Here is a 14,038-nt window from a genome sequence, read left to right as displayed (position 1 = left end):
GCGCTTAAAGCCAGCTAAAGATGTTTTACCTTCCTCCTTCTTTAAGTATGTAACAGAAGAGCGCCGTAAACGTGGACGACCACCAGTTGAGTCTCCTAAACAAGCGGTTACTCTCCGCCTTGATCCAAATGTTATTGCCTCTTTTAAAAAACAAGGAAAAGATTGGCGCACACGTATGGGTGAAGTCTTAAAAAAAGCAAGCGGTTGCTAAATCAGACTACCTCCCCATTTTTGAGAACGGGAAGGGATATGTTTTACTTAAGCAACCTTTTTAATGGGGTTTTCCCAATTCGGCTGGTAAGCTTTCAAAAAAGGATCTATAGCTGTAGGAAACTCTGAAGCTCCAAAGTCTGTAAGAACTGCTAAAATCTTTGTAATATTTGGTACGTCATCTTTAAGTTTTAAAATCAAAGCTTTCTCTACCATGCCCATAATCTCAACTAGGGCGTTACAATCCTCATCTCCAATACCTTGATGGTTAGAAAATTGAGATAGCGCCATCCACAAATCGCATAAAAAATCAACACTGGTATTCATTGCACACCTCCATGGATTTGTTCTCTCAAGCAAGCTAATCCTCTAGATGTGATTTTTGTTGAAGGGAGCACCTTTTCTGTACCATCTGGTCTTTGAATAGTAATAGCAGGGCAATCCATCAAACCTTTCTTGATCTTATCCTGATAGGGTAACAAAGGAGCACCTGGAGCCCGTCGATAGACCCAATCATGTTTCCGCAAGTAATCGGTTAGATCTTTTGGTCGTACTTCTAACATTTTTGCAGATTCAATCAAACCAAACAAACCATTGCTTCGTTTTAATCCTTCAAGCGCTTTTGCCTTAGGTTCTAACTCCGCAATCACATGATCTTTCTGCTCGATTTGACTTTGTAAGTGATTCAAGAAACCAATCATTGCTTGAGGACTTGAGTAATCAATCTGAGATGTTGCTATCTGTGCTTCCAGTGTCTGCCAACGGTCTATAATCTTTGCTCGTAACGCTGTACTGTAACCTGAGACAAGAATTAAACATTCACGCTTGGGGAGATGGTAGCAAGGACGGTTTTCACCTTTTGCATCAACATAAGTACCACTAAAATCAACCGGCTCAAATTTGAGCTCGTTAAATATCTGCTTAATATCCCTCATCACATTCTTATGCTTTTTACCACATAACTCAGCAATCTCATGACTAGACATAGTCCGAACTACTGCACTACTATTAGCAATGCCTCCCATAGTTTTTATAAAAGTATTCATGATAACTCCTACATGTAATTAGACGTTTTTGATTGACACTCTAAAAGAGTGCCGGGCGCTCAAAAACACGGCATGTAGTCCGTCGCTATGTCTTCCCCAGAAGAGTATTGTATAACATAGCCACACCCGACAAGGTCATTATATGCGTGTAACATATAATGAGTCAAAGCTTTTAATACACGGAAAAACGATTGTTTCGGCAATCTATCCGCTACATGTCTAAGGTGTTTTTGAGGCACCTGATTCGAAAATACATGTTACAGAAATAATGTCAAGAATAAAAATAATTTTTTGTCTTTAAATAATCATATATTGTACAGTGCACATATTGAAATCGTTATTTATCAATGGGTTATGTGTACAATGTACAGTCAATTTGAAAAATTCTAACGCTAGCGATAGTTCGCGCTGTCCTGCCCCGCAACACTCCCAACCCGCTGGGAAGTACCTTTTGCATTGATTTTATTGTATTTTTTATGGAAAAAGCCAAAGTGAAAGTGATAATTTGCTTTAAAATTACAATTGAAGTGAGTAGTGTATCTACATAGCTTAAGAACATTATTTCTTTTTCTTGTTAGCAGCATATTCTTGGCGTTCAAGTTGTCTCTGTATATTTTTGATTAATCTCTCATTGGCATATTGTGCAATAGTACTTGCAATTTCTGGCTTGGACATTACTCCAGCAATTGATGGTCCCATTTGTTTTGCAATAGGGAAGTGATCACCATCGGCTCTTTGAAAAACATTGTTGCCCATTTTTAATTCAACACGCTTTGGAAATTTTCCTCCTCGAATAAAAGCATGGGGTAAGATTTTTTGCTTGCCAAACATTGTATAAGCCACACCGTGTTTTGTTTCTCTTGCTTTAAAAAATTTAAGAGGTATCGGTGTTCCAGAGCCAATGATATCTGTCTCGAGAAGTTGTGCTGTAGCCTTTCCCTTAATATAAATACCTCGCTTGATACGCTTTGATTTGGCTGATGTAAGCTCAGAGATTTTCTTTTCAGCAAAGCGTTCCACTTGTTTTGCTGCGGTATTTACAGCATTACGCAAAGCCCAATTAAGGCGTGGTGCTTGAAGATTTGTAAAGGTATCCTTTACTTGCTGAAGATACCATTTTTGGCGGATAATTAATTTCAACTTCTAAGCCTTTTTGGGATTAGATGTTGCTGGCTTAGAAACTTTAGGTATTTTTGCCTGTATGGGTGTGGTTTCCTCTACCACTTCTTCAGTTGATGTTTGTCCATTTTCTTTGTCTTCTTTCTCAACCTTTTTACTTGTCTTATCAGGGTTTGCGTTTGTTTTGTTTTCAACAAAAGGTTTTGCAGCATTGGCACGCTTGAGACGAGCATAGAGTTGATTAGAAACCTCAACGAAAGGAATATTTTGTGTAGAAGGTTCAAAACGAACGGTGCTTTTATTGTCGCCAACGACACAGATTGGTTTAGTGATGACAGCTTTCATTATTGCTCCTTTTGAGGAATGATTTAATGACATCATGCGTCAAATATTGATGTTTACACTGTGAAAGATGGATTAGCCAGAATTACCAAGAAAACCAGACTCTTTAGCCCTGTTTCAGGTCCATATTTTACTAAATTTTTGGGGAACATTTTTGAATTTTAGACACAATACGACTAGTGCCGTATTGTCATTAAATACGATTTTTTACACGATGTCAACAGAAAAAATCATCATCTAGTATTTTTTTTATTTTTTAATCAAAATCTGGTGTTTTTAGAAAGCGTTATTTATTTTCCTTCAATGCAACATTTGTGTTGTATTAAAACATTTTAGATGTTATATTATTATAATGAACAGTCAAGAATTGAAAAGATATCTTACAAAGCATGGTTGTAGTTTTACTGCAGGGAAGGGTGGGCATTTGCTTGTAAAGCGCGGTTCTAAAAAGTCTGTTTTACCTATGCATGGTACGCGTAAAGAATTAGGAACAGGATTAGTTCAGAAGATTCTTAAAGATCTTGGTCTGAAATAAGCTTGAATATGGAGGTGCAAATGAAATATACAATCAAATTTATCAAAGATGACAATGATACTCTTCTTGTCATCTCTAAAGATTTTCAAGAATTTATTACTTACGGTAACGACGAAAAAGAAGCTTTAGAACAGGCTAAAAATGCTCTTTTAACAGTTATTATGGGGCGTTTCCAAGATCGCGAAGTTGTTCCTTTGGGAGCGCATGATGCTATCTATCCTTTTGTTGAAGTCTCTTCATTAGTGACTTTAAAAATTGCAATACATAACGCTATGATTGAAAAAAACTTACGCAAAGCTGATCTTGTACGTCTTTTAGAACTTCACCCAATACAAATTGATCGATTGTTGGATTTAAATCACGCAACAAAGTTAGACGCTTTAGAATCCACTCTCCTTACTCTTGGAAAAGAAGTTACCATTCATGTTCAAGATGCTGCTTGACAACTAGCGGTTTTGCGTAAAATGTTTGTGAAGCGCATCAAGTACAATACAGAGTGAATTAACAAGATGCGGTAGCATTTGATCTTCTATAACAAGATATTGTAATGCAGCATAAAAATTGTGTTGGCGATATAGATATTGTGCTTCTTTGATAATCTCTTTCATTTTTTCATAACAATCAGTTGCTCTTTCAATCCACCGTTTTTGTGCTTCTCCATTTGATGAAGGAGTAAAATCATCATAAACAGCACTAGGTAATACTTTTGCACAGAGGTAATTGTTTTTCACTTCAAGGTACTTTTGTGCAGCCTCATACTGATTTTGATTGAGTTTCCCTTGCAAATAAAGTCGCCCGATATAGGTACCAGCAAGCGGATTTTTTGCATCTTGTAGTGTTAAATTAAAGCGTTTAGCACGCATTTCTATAGCCAGTTTATCAATAGGTTCACGCGGTGTTTTGGCTCTTGAGATGCGTCCATTTGGTTCTCTTTCACATCCCTTAATTCGTGGACGTCCACGTTTTGCTCGTTTCTTTTTCACTTATGTCCTCGGATGTTTGTTGAATATTTTGCCAAATCTTATCTGACATTGATCGTGTTTTTTGATCCAAAAGGAACAGCCATATTATTAAACCGAAACCTATGATAAAAAGTGGAATAATTTTTTCTTCTACTCCACCACGTAACCAAGCCAAAATGATAAAAGATAAGAGTACCCCAATTATAATACCTATCGCTACTTCAGAATTAGTTACGTATATAGCATTATGCTTTAATACCTCTATCTGTTGCTCTGTTATAAGATAATATTTATGCCTTGCACTTGTAATAGTGTAATTCATTAATGCCCCCAATCAAAAAGGAACCTCATCATCATTTATAACAGTATGAGGCATATCAAGAGGTTGCTTATAACTTTTGTCATAAGACGATGATGAGTGCTCTTGATCGTCATTATTTTTGCTATCTAAAAGCTTCAACTCGCCTTTGAATTGTGGCAAGACAATCTCTGTTGCAAGATGTTCACCACCATTTTTATCTTTCCATTTGCGTGTTTGTAACTTGCCTTCTACATAAACCTTTGAACCTTTATTCAAGTATTGAAGAGCAATTTTTGCCAGATGTGGATTAAACACCACAACAGAATGCCATTCCGTTTTGTCCACTCTTTGATTGGTTGCCTTATCAGTATAGCTTTCAGAAGTAGCCATACGGAAATTGACCACCTCAGTACCGTTATTCATTGTTTTGCTTTCGGGATTTGCACCAAGATAGCCAATTAAGATTACTTTATTCAACATGCTCACAGGTCCCATTAAAATACACAAATAATTATAGCATAATTTATATTTTTAACAATTTTTTCAGTATGTTAATAACATATATTTAATGTATTACTTTGTTTTATTAAGCCTTAAAACGTGTAAAAGCAGAATTAAAATGTAAAATCAAAAATTTTACTATGGTTTCTTAGTAGAAACTTGTAACGCGTAAATAGAGATATTGATTAAACTGCGTGTACGTAACATAAGAAAAATTACACAGACTAAAAAAGAGTACCAAAGAGCAATATCTGAGTACAAAAGTACGCTATCCAATGAAAAAGAAAGCTTGTGCTCTACGTACTGAGAAATGACAGGCAAAGAAACCGTTTCTTTATAACTATTTGGGAAAATTAAAACGACAAGTGCTAAAGTTATGAGCTTTAAGAGTTTGTGCATATATTGTTGTAAATCACGCGTTAACCTCTGCCAACCTGTTGTATCGCCGTGTTTATATTTTGGGTTATTCTGCAACTCAGAAGGAATATGAGAATTGCATAAAATTGCAAAAACAATTGTTACTATTACCAAAGAAACAGACGCGAATGTCAAAATAGTCTGAATAAAGTCAAGATTTTTTTTAATTCCTGAAAAACATAAAAATATAAAAATTATAACGCCAAACAAGGCTCTTAACTGCTTATCTGTAAACATATTTATTTCCCCTAGAAAAATTATGATCTCAATTTTTTAAATTATTTTCTGTTGATTTAAACACATGTCTAATCACAAAATGATCAGCACTTTTCACTATTGTGCTATCTATTTAACCTTTTTCAATACATCTCCTATGCCACTAAAAGCTTTCTCAAGCTCTTGCTTGTGAACAAGAGTTATGGGTCTAAAATGATCTCTCGCTGTTTTTTCTTTCTCTGCTTTTTCACGTGTATTTTCAATCGCTCTACGCACACTGCCGGCTTTTGAAAGAAGGGTGTTTTCTATGCTTTGGCAATAAGCTAAGAGCTCTCCGCAAGTTGGCATAAAGGTTTTTGATACCCCATTTGCTTGACCAATTACGATATCTTCAACACCCTTTTTCAGGGCATATGACGAAATGCGGTCCAGCAACATGCCATAGGATAGAACGACGGCTTTGGCATCTATATTCGCAGGTACCCGCATGCTTGAAAGCAGAAAAGAAGCTTTTTCAATCTGTTCAACGGAAGCTTTCACACAGAGCAAGGTTTCTAGACGATTGCAAGCATCTAAGGTTTGTTCCTCCTCCTGTTTCGTCAATGTATTCCCAGCTTTCAGCATCAATGGATACCCCGGATTGATCATCTCGATAATCTTCTCTAGATGAGAGATGATTTCTGAGTTCGCTAAAGCCTTCTGCAAGCTGCTTTGTGAAAGTTTTCGGAGTGAATTTTCCATACTGACCACCTATTTGATTAATTTTATGATCTTTTGAGTTTCTGATCCAATTGCGCCATGTCGCTTGCCAATCATGCTTGGTTGCATCCTTGCCTGTCTTGGCTTTCCAATAATCTCGAAACTTTGCGATTTCGATTTTCACGCGCTCTGGAGGCAAGCCCTCTGCAATTGCGAAATCGTAATCCGGTTCGAAATCAGCAGGCAATCGACAGCCGCGATCAGTTCTTGCCCGTTTTGCTTTTTTGGGAACGCTTTCTTGCTCGTGAATGGAAGGTTGATCCTCTGCAACCGTTTCGATTGCATCTGCTAACTTTTCGCAATCATGATCTTCTGATGGTTCATAACCCTCATCAACAATTTCGATATTTTCAAAATCAATATCGTTTTCTTTTTTTGCTAACACGATAGTGTTAGTTTTTTTATTATATATGTTAATGTTATTGTTAATGTGTTGTCGTGATGAGGTCATGATGATGTCATCATGATCTCGTGATGAACTCGTCATGACTTCATGATGATCTTGTGATGATGTCATGATAGATGTATCATATTCTTTTGATGCGTTATCTTTCTGCTTATTTTTTCTAGTATTTGCAGCTTTGATAGCCTTTTCTGAAAGCCTATTTAAATTCTCATTACAATTTTTTAATTCTTCTTCAACTTGTGCACTCCACAAATTTCCATCTTCCAATCGAAGAATTAATTTTTTTCGAATGAGTTTTTCTAATGATTTTTTAAACGTTTGCACTGAACAACCAACGATGCGTGCCAAAGCAGCAGTATCATCATAAATCGGTTCACAAGATCGGTACATAAGAGCAGTGAGTGTACTATAAGTAGCTTTCTCTGCTGCATCAGTACCAGCAAAGTCCATAATCCACTCTTGATAAAAATTCCGAACCCAAGGTAATCTATTTGACATAATTACCCTCCTGCTCTCGAATAAAAGCCGCTTCTTTTAATTCTTCTTCGACATCTAAATTCCACAAGCTTCCATCTTCTAAACGTATGATACGACCCATACTTAATAAAACTTCTAAGGCGTTCACAAATGTTTTTACTGTATAACCAGTGTAATTAGCCCAGCCTTTAATATTACTCAAAAGCGGCTCTCCAGTATAAAGCATTTGCAATCGCAACTTGAGATAAACATTGCTCTCAATGGAGGATAAACCAGCAAGGTCAAGTATCCATTTATCAGCAAACAGTCTGGTCCATGGCAATTTAGTTGACATATTTCACCTCCATTTCTTTATTATTATTAAAGGCAAAATTATCTAACTCTTCACTGAGGCTGTTCAGCTCTTCTTCAACACGCGTGTTCCACAAACCATCATCTGTCTCAACAAGTTTATTATTCCTCACGAGATATTCGACAATAGATACAAATTTTTTCTGCGAACAATGACAAACGCGTGCAAGCGTTTGAAAATCTGTTTTAAGTGGTTCTTTTTTTTCATACATGCAAACGAGAAGGGTTATATAAACCCCTCGTTGTTCAGATGTCATTCCATTTGTACCACTGATCCAGTCATACAAATAAAATCTTACCCACGGCATACCATTAGACATGCGCATCCCCTTTTTTTCATTAAATATAAAATTGCTAAAGCATCCGCTTCATTATCATCCTTAGGCTTGTGTCCCTTTGCACACATCGCTTGTATTATCTCTTCTTTTGAGGCATTTCCTTTTCCTGTCGTTGTCTTCTTAATTGTGCCAACAGGAATGCCTTTGTAAGGTATCTGATGATGTTCACACCAAGCGGTTAAATGACCTAGAAAACCACCGTAAACATGCGCCGCATCAGTACCAACATGCCGGCGCACCTCTTCAAAATACACGGCGTCAATACCACCGGCTGTTGCTTTCATTTCTGTAAGCCATTGCTTAAAGCGCAAATAACGCATCCCACCGCCTTCAAAACGGCGTGATTGAAAATTGACCGTTCCACTTGTTATGTGATCATCAGCACCACGTATCGCCCATCCCGTTTTGGTGCCTAAATCAAGGCAAAGAATGGTTGGTGCGTTAGTGATCATATTCCCCCCTAAGAGACTGTTGTGTGTTTATATGTGTGCCATGACAGAGCGTGTAATGAGTGGATTAACTCACTTAGGCAAACGTTTTTATGCTACGATTTATTGATTTGATTTCTTTTTTTGATGACTTCATCCCTTAAAAGATCAAGCCTTAAGATATCAAGCTTATCTTTGACTAAGATCATAAACAAGATCAGATCATTTAAGCGATAAAAAGATAACAACTCTTGAGAAAAATAATTATCAAACCAAGTTGTAAAAGCTTGCGTAAACACAGATGAAAACCATTGATTAAAATCATTGTATGGCAATAACGGAAAATAATTTCTATCATCACGCGCAAAGATACTATACAGCATATAGACAAAATAACCTGTTGATGAGGGATCTATTCTTGTTTCAAAACGTGCATCTTGAGGCGAACGGACACCATAATATATGGTTGCCTCTCCAATGTTATTAACAAGATCAATCAACTGGACTTTGCTTATAGTGATATGTGGTTCATCTATCATCTCTTAATCTTTCTTCTTTAAGAGTGTGAAGGGTGCTGTGGGTGTTTGTTATCAGCTGTAGTCAGTGGCACGCCTACCTCTTCAAGAGAGGGGCGTGGGTATAAATCGACATACCAGTCAACGGGACGAACAATACCATTGGTTGTCTTTTCAATCTTTAAGACAATTTCAGGCTCAGGAAACCGCAAGCCGCGTAAATACCTGTTAATCGTACTCTGTGCTACGCCAACTTGCTTCCCAAATTCGGCTTGAGATAGTTTATTTCGTGTGAGATATGATTTCAATTTTTCCATGATTCAAATAAATACCATAAAGGACTTCTTTAGTCAATAAAAAAATACCTTTATGGACTTTGTTAAATAAGCAGTCTTGGTGTAAGGTTTAGAGCATGCATATAATTAAAAAATTGAGGAAAGATTTGGGACTCACACAGGTGAAATTGGCTGAAAAAGCTGGTACCACGCAACCTCAAATAAAACGGCTTGAAAAAGGTGAGCGAAAATTAACCAAAGAGTGGGCGGAAAAGTTAGCACCACATCTTGGTGTAAAGCCATTTAATCTCCTTTTCCCAGAAAACAAGGAAATACATCCCATATCTAATGCTATTGGAATGATACCGGTGATAGGAAAAGTTGCTGCTAGCTCGTGGATGTCGGTCGAAGATATGGATTTTGGATTTGATGACATAGAATATGTACCCAGCACCTCGAAATACCCAGCTCACTTTCAATTTGCTTTAAAAATCGAGGGCAACTGCCTTAACAAAATTGCTCGTGATGGTGATCAACTTATTTGCGTAGACATAATAAAAGCCGGCATTAATGTGGAACCTAACGATCTCGTGATAGTTGAACGCAGCCGATTCAATGGTCAAATGATTGAGCGTACAGCTAAACGTATACGTCAAACTATTAGTGGATTTGAACTATGGCCTGAAAGTACTGAACCCAATCATCAAGAACCTATCAAAATAAATGGGGCAACTGATGGAGAGGAGATTCGTGTAGTTGGGAAAGTTCTTTGGATTTTAAGAAAACCCTGAAAACAAAGGAGAAGCGGGAATGGGGACAGTAGACGAGAGCTTAAAAATAATAGCTGATAAAGTCAAAAATCATTCAGATACTATGTTAACTGAAGAAGCGGTCAAAACAGCGGTCGTTTTACCCTTTCTGCGCGCACTTGGGTATGATATTTTCGATCCACTTGAAGTCATTCCCGAGTTTACTGCTGATGCCGTTGGTAAAAAAGGTGAAAAAGTTGACTATGCTATCCGTATAGACGGTGAGATACGTATTCTTTTTGAGTGCAAACCGATATCTTGCGAATTGAGTTCAAAGCATTTAAGTCAATTATATCGATACTTTAGTGTAACGAATGCTAAATTCGCGATTTTGACAAATGGTCGATTTTTTCATTTTTACACAGATCTTGATGCTGCAAACAAGCTCGATAATAGGCCATTCCTTACTTTTGATGTAATAGAATACAATACTGTGGTACTTACAGAGCTTAAAAAGTTTGAACGCTCAGCATTTAATATTGAAAATATATTGGTGACAGCCGAGCAGCTCAAATATGTATCTGGAATAAAACAAAACATCCAAAAAGAAATAGAAAATCCGTCCGAAGGTTTTGTTCGTGTTGCTTGTGCGGATGTTTATGAAGGGCGCCTGACTGCTAATGTCTTAGAAATGCTCACAGGTGTTACTAAAAATGCGTTTCGCGAAGTAATATCTGATGCGGTAAAAAGTCGGCTTTCTAGCGCTTTACAAACAACAACTGAAACCGACAAGCAAGATAATATTGCTACATCTATTGGTAATGAACATGCCATAATAACGACCGAAGAGGAAGTTGAAGGCTTCATGATTGTCAAGGCAATTGCGCGTGAAGTTATTTCTGCCGACCGTATTGTTATCAGAGATGCAAAGTCGTACTGCGCCATTTTAATTGACAATAATAACAGAAAGCCGTTGGTTCGACTGCACTTTAACAGAAAACGTAAGCAACTAGCCCTTTTCGATACTGATATTGATGAAAAAGTCGGTATTGAAACGCTAGATAATATTTATGATTTTGCAGACAGAATAAGAGAAACAGCAAAAAAATATTTATAAGATATTCTAACAACCTATGTGTGCCCCGCTGAAGCGGGGTTTTTTTGTTCGTCCGCAGTTTTTATAAAAAAACTACGGCGTTATCTACCCATCGATTGGCTCTGTCTGCACACTGCCCCAATTTTTCCTGCATATAAATTTCAAATACAGCTAACTGATTTATTTTTTTACGGGATACTAGGAAGTATCATGCCTCTACACTGAACGCTACAATACCCAAACCGATTCGTAATAAATATTAAAGTTCATTTATAAAAAACCATTTTAGCATAAAATGACTTGACTATAATAATCCTTTACGGTATATTTCTCTATAACAACATATCACGAAGAAGCAAAAGCCGATCTGGTGTAGATTAAATTACATTGACACAAACAATCGCTATTAGGCGTTAGGGAGGGGAAATTATGGATAAGCCAATTCTTATTAATTCCGATGAAATTTTATTAGTTATCTGCGATGATGAACACATTGGGCATTCTGGTCCACTTGATGAAAGCCAAGTTTTAGAAATGATTGACGAGGCAGATGATGCCATAAAAATCTTTCGTGTAAATCCTTCTGAAAACAGTTGTGAAGATATTTCTGAAGATATCGCAGAATCCTATCTTAGAGAACGTGAAGAACAGTGTTTTTACGGAATAATACCTCATGATTTTATTCTACATAGCACAGCATACGGTTTTTTCTTAGACGATATCGAACAGCGTGAATATGAAGATAAAATGTACGGTACTTATGAAGAACAGCACCGCTTACGTCTTTGTGACGTGATTTAAAAAAGGGGGTGTTTAAGCCCCTTTGCAAACAATCTCATCACACTAGGAAACGGAATTGATTATGAGTAATCTCATTACAATATCAGAAAGCACTGTTAATAACATAAGGGTTCGAACAGTCAACGCACGTGAATTGCATGCGTTTTTGGAAATAGGAAAAGATTTTTCTACTTGGATTAAGGACCGTATTAATCAATACGCATTTGAAGAGGGAAATGATTTCATAAAAACACAAGATTTGCGGTCCCCAAAATTGGGGAGCGCAAAATCTAGAGCTGTTACAGTAATAGACTATCATCTCACATTAGATATGGCAAAAGAGCTTGCCATGGTTGAGCGTAATGAAAAAGGTAAACAAGCCCGTCTTTACTTTATCGAATGTGAACGGCGTGCAAATAAACCTTTAGATCTTGCAAATGCTTTAGAAGACCCTCTCTTTGTTAAGAAATTGCTTTTAGAAAGCGTTACACAATTAGAGACTTTAAAAAGCGAAGTGAGTACACTTAAACCAAAGGCAATGGCTCTTGAAAGCTTACAACGCCATGATGGGCTTTTTGGTCTTACTGAGGCTGCTAAAATACTCGAAATGCAACCAAAACAGTTCATTGCCTTCTTACAGCAAAAAGGTTGGGTCTATCGGCGTGTTCCAACCACTCCATTGTTACCTTATCAGGACAAAATTAAAAAAGGTCTGATGGATTGTCCTACCATCACGATTCAAACTTCTGGCGGAATAAATAAAGTTATTCCTTCAGCAAAAATCACAACAAAAGGCATTGGTGTGCTTTCTCAAGAACTTAAAAGACAAAGCATGCATTAAGGGATGACCATCATGGAAAAGAAATACGAATTTACTGATGAAATCGATATAGTTTACAAGTGTAAGGTTCGCCGTATCCGTGCCTTGAAAAACTTTGGTGATATTAAAGCTGGTGATTTAGGCGGTTTTATAGAGCATGAGGGCAATTTAAGCCATGAGGGGAATTGTTGGGTTGGGGACAATGCTTGTGTTTCTCATAGTGCTAAAGTTTGCGGTAATGCAAGAGTATTTGGAAAAGCCCGCATTGCAGACAGAGCATATATTAGTGGCGATGCAAATGTTTTTGGAAATGCTTGTGTTGAATCTGAAGCATGTATTTTCAATCAAGCGAAAGTTTACGGAAAAGCAGAAGTTCGTGACAATGCCATGGTTTACGATAATGCACAAGTTTCTGGTAATGCGGTAGTTTGCGGCAAGTCTCATATTTATGGTCATGCACAAGTTTACAACAAAGCACGTGTTTACGACCAAGCTAAAATTTATGGCAAAGCACGTGTTTACGGTCAAGCCAAGGTTTATGAGAATGCACATGTCTATAATAATGCAGAAGTTTATGAAAATGCAAAAGTTAAGGGCAGGGCAGAGGTTTACGCTATTGGAAAGATTTATGGTGATGCATGTGTCTGTTGGAACGCATGTATTGGCGGCAATCAGTCCATCTCAACTGGAGAAAAAACCATATGAAAAAATACGAACTTACTGATGAAACAATGAAGATTGATGGATTTACGCTTTACCGAATACGTGCATTGAGAGACTTTGGAGATGTAAAGGTAGGTGACCTCGGTGGTTTTATAGAGCATGAGGGCAACTTATCCCATGAGGGTGATTGTTGGGTGGATGATGACGCCAAGGTTTATGGCAATGCTAAGGTTTATGGGAATGCCAAGGTTTATTGCTATGCCAAGGTTCTGGATAATGTTGAGGTTTATGGTAATGCAAAAATTGAAGGAAATTCAGTAGTTGAAGCAAGTGCACGCATTTGGGAAAATGCATACATTTGTGGCAGCGCAATAATTAATGGCTTAGTTTATGGCAATGCTGTTATTTGTGAGAATGCCGTTATAGGTACAGGAGCTGTCGTTCACGGAAATGCGAAAGTTGATGGATATTCTCATATTGAATATAACGCTGTAATTTACGATAATGCTCAAATTTCCGGAAGTGTAGATATACACGGTGCCGCTAAAATTTATGGAAACACTCGTATTTTCGGAAGAGCGACTATATGTGGAACAATTCGTATCCATGATTATAGGTACTAATATTCAATAATCAATAGGGTCTCTTTCTAGCAACAAACAACGACCATTTTAACAAAAGCGTGATTCACGCAACAGGTGAATTGCGCGCAATGGAGGAAATCAAGATGAG

General features: G+C 37.3%; 23 protein-coding genes and 1 pseudogene. 9 read left to right on the top strand and 15 right to left on the bottom strand.

Annotation, left to right across the window (positions count from 1 at the left end; all coding sequences use genetic code 11):
• The coding region (locus AC0QT1_RS07845) for a BrnA antitoxin family protein (protein ID WP_473202037.1) at positions 1-211 on the top strand (211 nt) is incomplete at its 5' end.
• Positions 212-258: 47 nt separating this feature from the next.
• Here AC0QT1_RS07845 and AC0QT1_RS07840 read toward each other — a convergent pair.
• The 4 genes from AC0QT1_RS07840 to AC0QT1_RS07825 all read right to left on the bottom strand — a co-directional run bounded on the left by AC0QT1_RS07840 (position 259) and on the right by AC0QT1_RS07825 (position 2,720).
• Entirely contained in the window at positions 259-537 is a 279-nt protein-coding gene (locus tag AC0QT1_RS07840) for a hypothetical protein (protein WP_473202036.1), read from the bottom strand.
• On the bottom strand, positions 534-1,256 hold the full coding sequence (locus AC0QT1_RS07835) for a phage antirepressor KilAC domain-containing protein (RefSeq protein WP_473201260.1): 723 nt from the start codon (positions 1,254-1,256) through the stop codon (positions 534-536). Before AC0QT1_RS07835 ends, AC0QT1_RS07840 begins: the two co-directional genes overlap by 4 nt.
• A 558-nt stretch (positions 1,257-1,814) precedes the next feature.
• Complete coding sequence (locus AC0QT1_RS07830; RefSeq protein ID WP_473201259.1) at positions 1,815-2,396, bottom strand: hypothetical protein; 582 nt, start codon at positions 2,394-2,396, stop codon at positions 1,815-1,817.
• 3 nt (positions 2,397-2,399) lie between these two features.
• On the bottom strand, positions 2,400-2,720 hold the full coding sequence (locus tag AC0QT1_RS07825) for a hypothetical protein (protein WP_473201258.1): 321 nt from the start codon (positions 2,718-2,720) through the stop codon (positions 2,400-2,402).
• A gap of 349 nt (positions 2,721-3,069) precedes the next feature.
• On the opposite strand from AC0QT1_RS07825, the gene AC0QT1_RS07820 reads away from it, so the two are divergent.
• Both AC0QT1_RS07820 and AC0QT1_RS07815 read left to right on the top strand, forming a co-directional pair.
• A complete protein-coding gene (locus tag AC0QT1_RS07820; protein WP_241438030.1) occupies positions 3,070-3,252 on the top strand; it encodes a type II toxin-antitoxin system HicA family toxin in 183 nt (60 codons plus the stop codon).
• A 20-nt stretch (positions 3,253-3,272) separates the two neighbouring features.
• Positions 3,273-3,695 carry a type II toxin-antitoxin system HicB family antitoxin gene (locus AC0QT1_RS07815; RefSeq protein ID WP_473201257.1) on the top strand — a complete coding sequence of 141 codons (423 nt, stop codon included), beginning with the start codon at positions 3,273-3,275 and terminating at the stop codon, positions 3,693-3,695.
• Between the two features lie 3 nt (positions 3,696-3,698).
• On the opposite strand, the gene AC0QT1_RS07810 is transcribed toward AC0QT1_RS07815, so the two are convergent.
• The 11 genes and pseudogenes from AC0QT1_RS07810 to AC0QT1_RS07760 all read right to left on the bottom strand — a co-directional run bounded on the left by AC0QT1_RS07810 (position 3,699) and on the right by AC0QT1_RS07760 (position 9,240).
• Positions 3,699-4,235 (bottom strand): hypothetical protein, encoded by a 537-nt coding sequence (locus AC0QT1_RS07810; protein WP_473202035.1) that lies wholly within the window; start codon positions 4,233-4,235, stop codon positions 3,699-3,701.
• The gene (locus tag AC0QT1_RS07805) at positions 4,195-4,536 is read right to left on the bottom strand and encodes a hypothetical protein (protein WP_473202034.1); all 342 of its coding nucleotides are present in this window, start codon (positions 4,534-4,536) and stop codon (positions 4,195-4,197) included. Before AC0QT1_RS07805 ends, AC0QT1_RS07810 begins: the two co-directional genes overlap by 41 nt.
• A 12-nt stretch (positions 4,537-4,548) precedes the next feature.
• Positions 4,549-4,995 (bottom strand): single-stranded DNA-binding protein, encoded by a 447-nt coding sequence (gene ssb / locus AC0QT1_RS07800; protein ID WP_473202033.1) that lies wholly within the window; start codon positions 4,993-4,995, stop codon positions 4,549-4,551.
• Positions 4,996-5,154: 159 nt separating this feature from the next.
• Positions 5,155-5,670, bottom strand: a complete 516-nt coding sequence (locus AC0QT1_RS07795; protein WP_473202032.1) for a hypothetical protein — start codon at positions 5,668-5,670, stop codon at positions 5,155-5,157.
• 108 nt (positions 5,671-5,778) lie between these two features.
• Positions 5,779-6,189, bottom strand: a complete 411-nt coding sequence (locus AC0QT1_RS07790; RefSeq protein ID WP_473202031.1) for a hypothetical protein — start codon at positions 6,187-6,189, stop codon at positions 5,779-5,781.
• The gene (locus AC0QT1_RS07785) at positions 6,173-7,312 is read right to left on the bottom strand and encodes a DUF1376 domain-containing protein (protein ID WP_473202030.1); all 1,140 of its coding nucleotides are present in this window, start codon (positions 7,310-7,312) and stop codon (positions 6,173-6,175) included. The genes AC0QT1_RS07790 and AC0QT1_RS07785 overlap by 17 nt, the downstream gene beginning before the upstream one ends.
• 28 nt (positions 7,313-7,340) lie before the next feature.
• Positions 7,341-7,625, bottom strand: a pseudogene (locus AC0QT1_RS07780) (hypothetical protein); the annotation flags it as partial.
• Positions 7,615-7,962 carry a DUF1376 domain-containing protein gene (locus AC0QT1_RS07775; protein ID WP_473200402.1) on the bottom strand — a complete coding sequence of 116 codons (348 nt, stop codon included), beginning with the start codon at positions 7,960-7,962 and terminating at the stop codon, positions 7,615-7,617. The pseudogene AC0QT1_RS07780 and the gene AC0QT1_RS07775, both read right to left, overlap by 11 nt.
• The gene (locus tag AC0QT1_RS07770) at positions 7,938-8,432 is read right to left on the bottom strand and encodes a crossover junction endodeoxyribonuclease RuvC (RefSeq protein ID WP_473202029.1); all 495 of its coding nucleotides are present in this window, start codon (positions 8,430-8,432) and stop codon (positions 7,938-7,940) included. The genes AC0QT1_RS07775 and AC0QT1_RS07770 overlap by 25 nt, the downstream gene beginning before the upstream one ends.
• 92 nt (positions 8,433-8,524) lie before the next feature.
• On the bottom strand, positions 8,525-8,947 hold the full coding sequence (locus AC0QT1_RS07765; RefSeq protein ID WP_473200404.1) for a hypothetical protein: 423 nt from the start codon (positions 8,945-8,947) through the stop codon (positions 8,525-8,527).
• A gap of 17 nt (positions 8,948-8,964) precedes the next feature.
• On the bottom strand, positions 8,965-9,240 hold the full coding sequence (locus AC0QT1_RS07760) for a helix-turn-helix domain-containing protein (protein WP_473200405.1): 276 nt from the start codon (positions 9,238-9,240) through the stop codon (positions 8,965-8,967).
• Positions 9,241-9,335: 95 nt separating this feature from the next.
• Here AC0QT1_RS07760 and AC0QT1_RS07755 point away from each other — a divergent pair, with 95 nt between their 5' ends.
• The 6 genes from AC0QT1_RS07755 (at position 9,336) to AC0QT1_RS07730 (ending at position 13,929) form a co-directional block, all read left to right on the top strand.
• Positions 9,336-9,989, top strand: a complete 654-nt coding sequence (locus AC0QT1_RS07755) for a LexA family protein (RefSeq protein ID WP_473200406.1) — start codon at positions 9,336-9,338, stop codon at positions 9,987-9,989.
• A gap of 19 nt (positions 9,990-10,008) precedes the next feature.
• Positions 10,009-11,064, top strand: a complete 1,056-nt coding sequence (locus tag AC0QT1_RS07750) for a type I restriction endonuclease (protein WP_126603683.1) — start codon at positions 10,009-10,011, stop codon at positions 11,062-11,064.
• A gap of 408 nt (positions 11,065-11,472) precedes the next feature.
• A complete protein-coding gene (locus tag AC0QT1_RS07745) occupies positions 11,473-11,844 on the top strand; it encodes a hypothetical protein (protein ID WP_473200407.1) in 372 nt (123 codons plus the stop codon).
• Between the two features lie 61 nt (positions 11,845-11,905).
• The gene (locus AC0QT1_RS07740; RefSeq protein WP_473200408.1) at positions 11,906-12,664 is read left to right on the top strand and encodes an antA/AntB antirepressor family protein; all 759 of its coding nucleotides are present in this window, start codon (positions 11,906-11,908) and stop codon (positions 12,662-12,664) included.
• A 12-nt stretch (positions 12,665-12,676) separates the two neighbouring features.
• The gene (locus tag AC0QT1_RS07735; RefSeq protein WP_473202028.1) at positions 12,677-13,348 is read left to right on the top strand and encodes a hypothetical protein; all 672 of its coding nucleotides are present in this window, start codon (positions 12,677-12,679) and stop codon (positions 13,346-13,348) included.
• A complete protein-coding gene (locus AC0QT1_RS07730) occupies positions 13,345-13,929 on the top strand; it encodes a hypothetical protein (RefSeq protein WP_473202027.1) in 585 nt (194 codons plus the stop codon). The genes AC0QT1_RS07735 and AC0QT1_RS07730 overlap by 4 nt, the downstream gene beginning before the upstream one ends.
• Positions 13,930-14,038 lie beyond the last annotated feature (109 nt).

This window comes from Bartonella sp. P12B (genome assembly GCF_055796185.1).
This window is presented reverse-complemented; position numbering and strand designations above follow the sequence as displayed.

What these genes read in the sequence shown, in the direction of transcription:
- AC0QT1_RS07840 (WP_473202036.1), bottom strand. Translation starts at nt 537, where the DNA reads ATGAATACCAGTGTTGATTTTTTATGCGATTTGTGGATGGCGCTATCT.
- AC0QT1_RS07835 (WP_473201260.1), bottom strand. Translation starts at nt 1,256, where the DNA reads ATGAATACTTTTATAAAAACTATGGGAGGCATTGCTAATAGTAGTGCA.
- AC0QT1_RS07825 (WP_473201258.1), bottom strand. Translation starts at nt 2,720, where the DNA reads ATGAAAGCTGTCATCACTAAACCAATCTGTGTCGTTGGCGACAATAAA.
- AC0QT1_RS07820 (WP_241438030.1), top strand. Translation starts at nt 3,070, where the DNA reads ATGAACAGTCAAGAATTGAAAAGATATCTTACAAAGCATGGTTGTAGT.
- AC0QT1_RS07815 (WP_473201257.1), top strand. Translation starts at nt 3,273, where the DNA reads ATGAAATATACAATCAAATTTATCAAAGATGACAATGATACTCTTCTT.
- AC0QT1_RS07805 (WP_473202034.1), bottom strand. Translation starts at nt 4,536, where the DNA reads ATGAATTACACTATTACAAGTGCAAGGCATAAATATTATCTTATAACA.
- ssb (WP_473202033.1), bottom strand. Translation starts at nt 4,995, where the DNA reads ATGTTGAATAAAGTAATCTTAATTGGCTATCTTGGTGCAAATCCCGAA.
- AC0QT1_RS07795 (WP_473202032.1), bottom strand. Translation starts at nt 5,670, where the DNA reads ATGTTTACAGATAAGCAGTTAAGAGCCTTGTTTGGCGTTATAATTTTT.
- AC0QT1_RS07785 (WP_473202030.1), bottom strand. Translation starts at nt 7,312, where the DNA reads ATGTCAAATAGATTACCTTGGGTTCGGAATTTTTATCAAGAGTGGATT.
- AC0QT1_RS07775 (WP_473200402.1), bottom strand. Translation starts at nt 7,962, where the DNA reads ATGTCTAATGGTATGCCGTGGGTAAGATTTTATTTGTATGACTGGATC.
- AC0QT1_RS07770 (WP_473202029.1), bottom strand. Translation starts at nt 8,432, where the DNA reads ATGATCACTAACGCACCAACCATTCTTTGCCTTGATTTAGGCACCAAA.
- AC0QT1_RS07765 (WP_473200404.1), bottom strand. Translation starts at nt 8,947, where the DNA reads ATGATAGATGAACCACATATCACTATAAGCAAAGTCCAGTTGATTGAT.
- AC0QT1_RS07760 (WP_473200405.1), bottom strand. Translation starts at nt 9,240, where the DNA reads ATGGAAAAATTGAAATCATATCTCACACGAAATAAACTATCTCAAGCC.
- AC0QT1_RS07755 (WP_473200406.1), top strand. Translation starts at nt 9,336, where the DNA reads ATGCATATAATTAAAAAATTGAGGAAAGATTTGGGACTCACACAGGTG.
- AC0QT1_RS07750 (WP_126603683.1), top strand. Translation starts at nt 10,009, where the DNA reads ATGGGGACAGTAGACGAGAGCTTAAAAATAATAGCTGATAAAGTCAAA.
- AC0QT1_RS07745 (WP_473200407.1), top strand. Translation starts at nt 11,473, where the DNA reads ATGGATAAGCCAATTCTTATTAATTCCGATGAAATTTTATTAGTTATC.
- AC0QT1_RS07740 (WP_473200408.1), top strand. Translation starts at nt 11,906, where the DNA reads ATGAGTAATCTCATTACAATATCAGAAAGCACTGTTAATAACATAAGG.
- AC0QT1_RS07735 (WP_473202028.1), top strand. Translation starts at nt 12,677, where the DNA reads ATGGAAAAGAAATACGAATTTACTGATGAAATCGATATAGTTTACAAG.
- AC0QT1_RS07730 (WP_473202027.1), top strand. Translation starts at nt 13,345, where the DNA reads ATGAAAAAATACGAACTTACTGATGAAACAATGAAGATTGATGGATTT.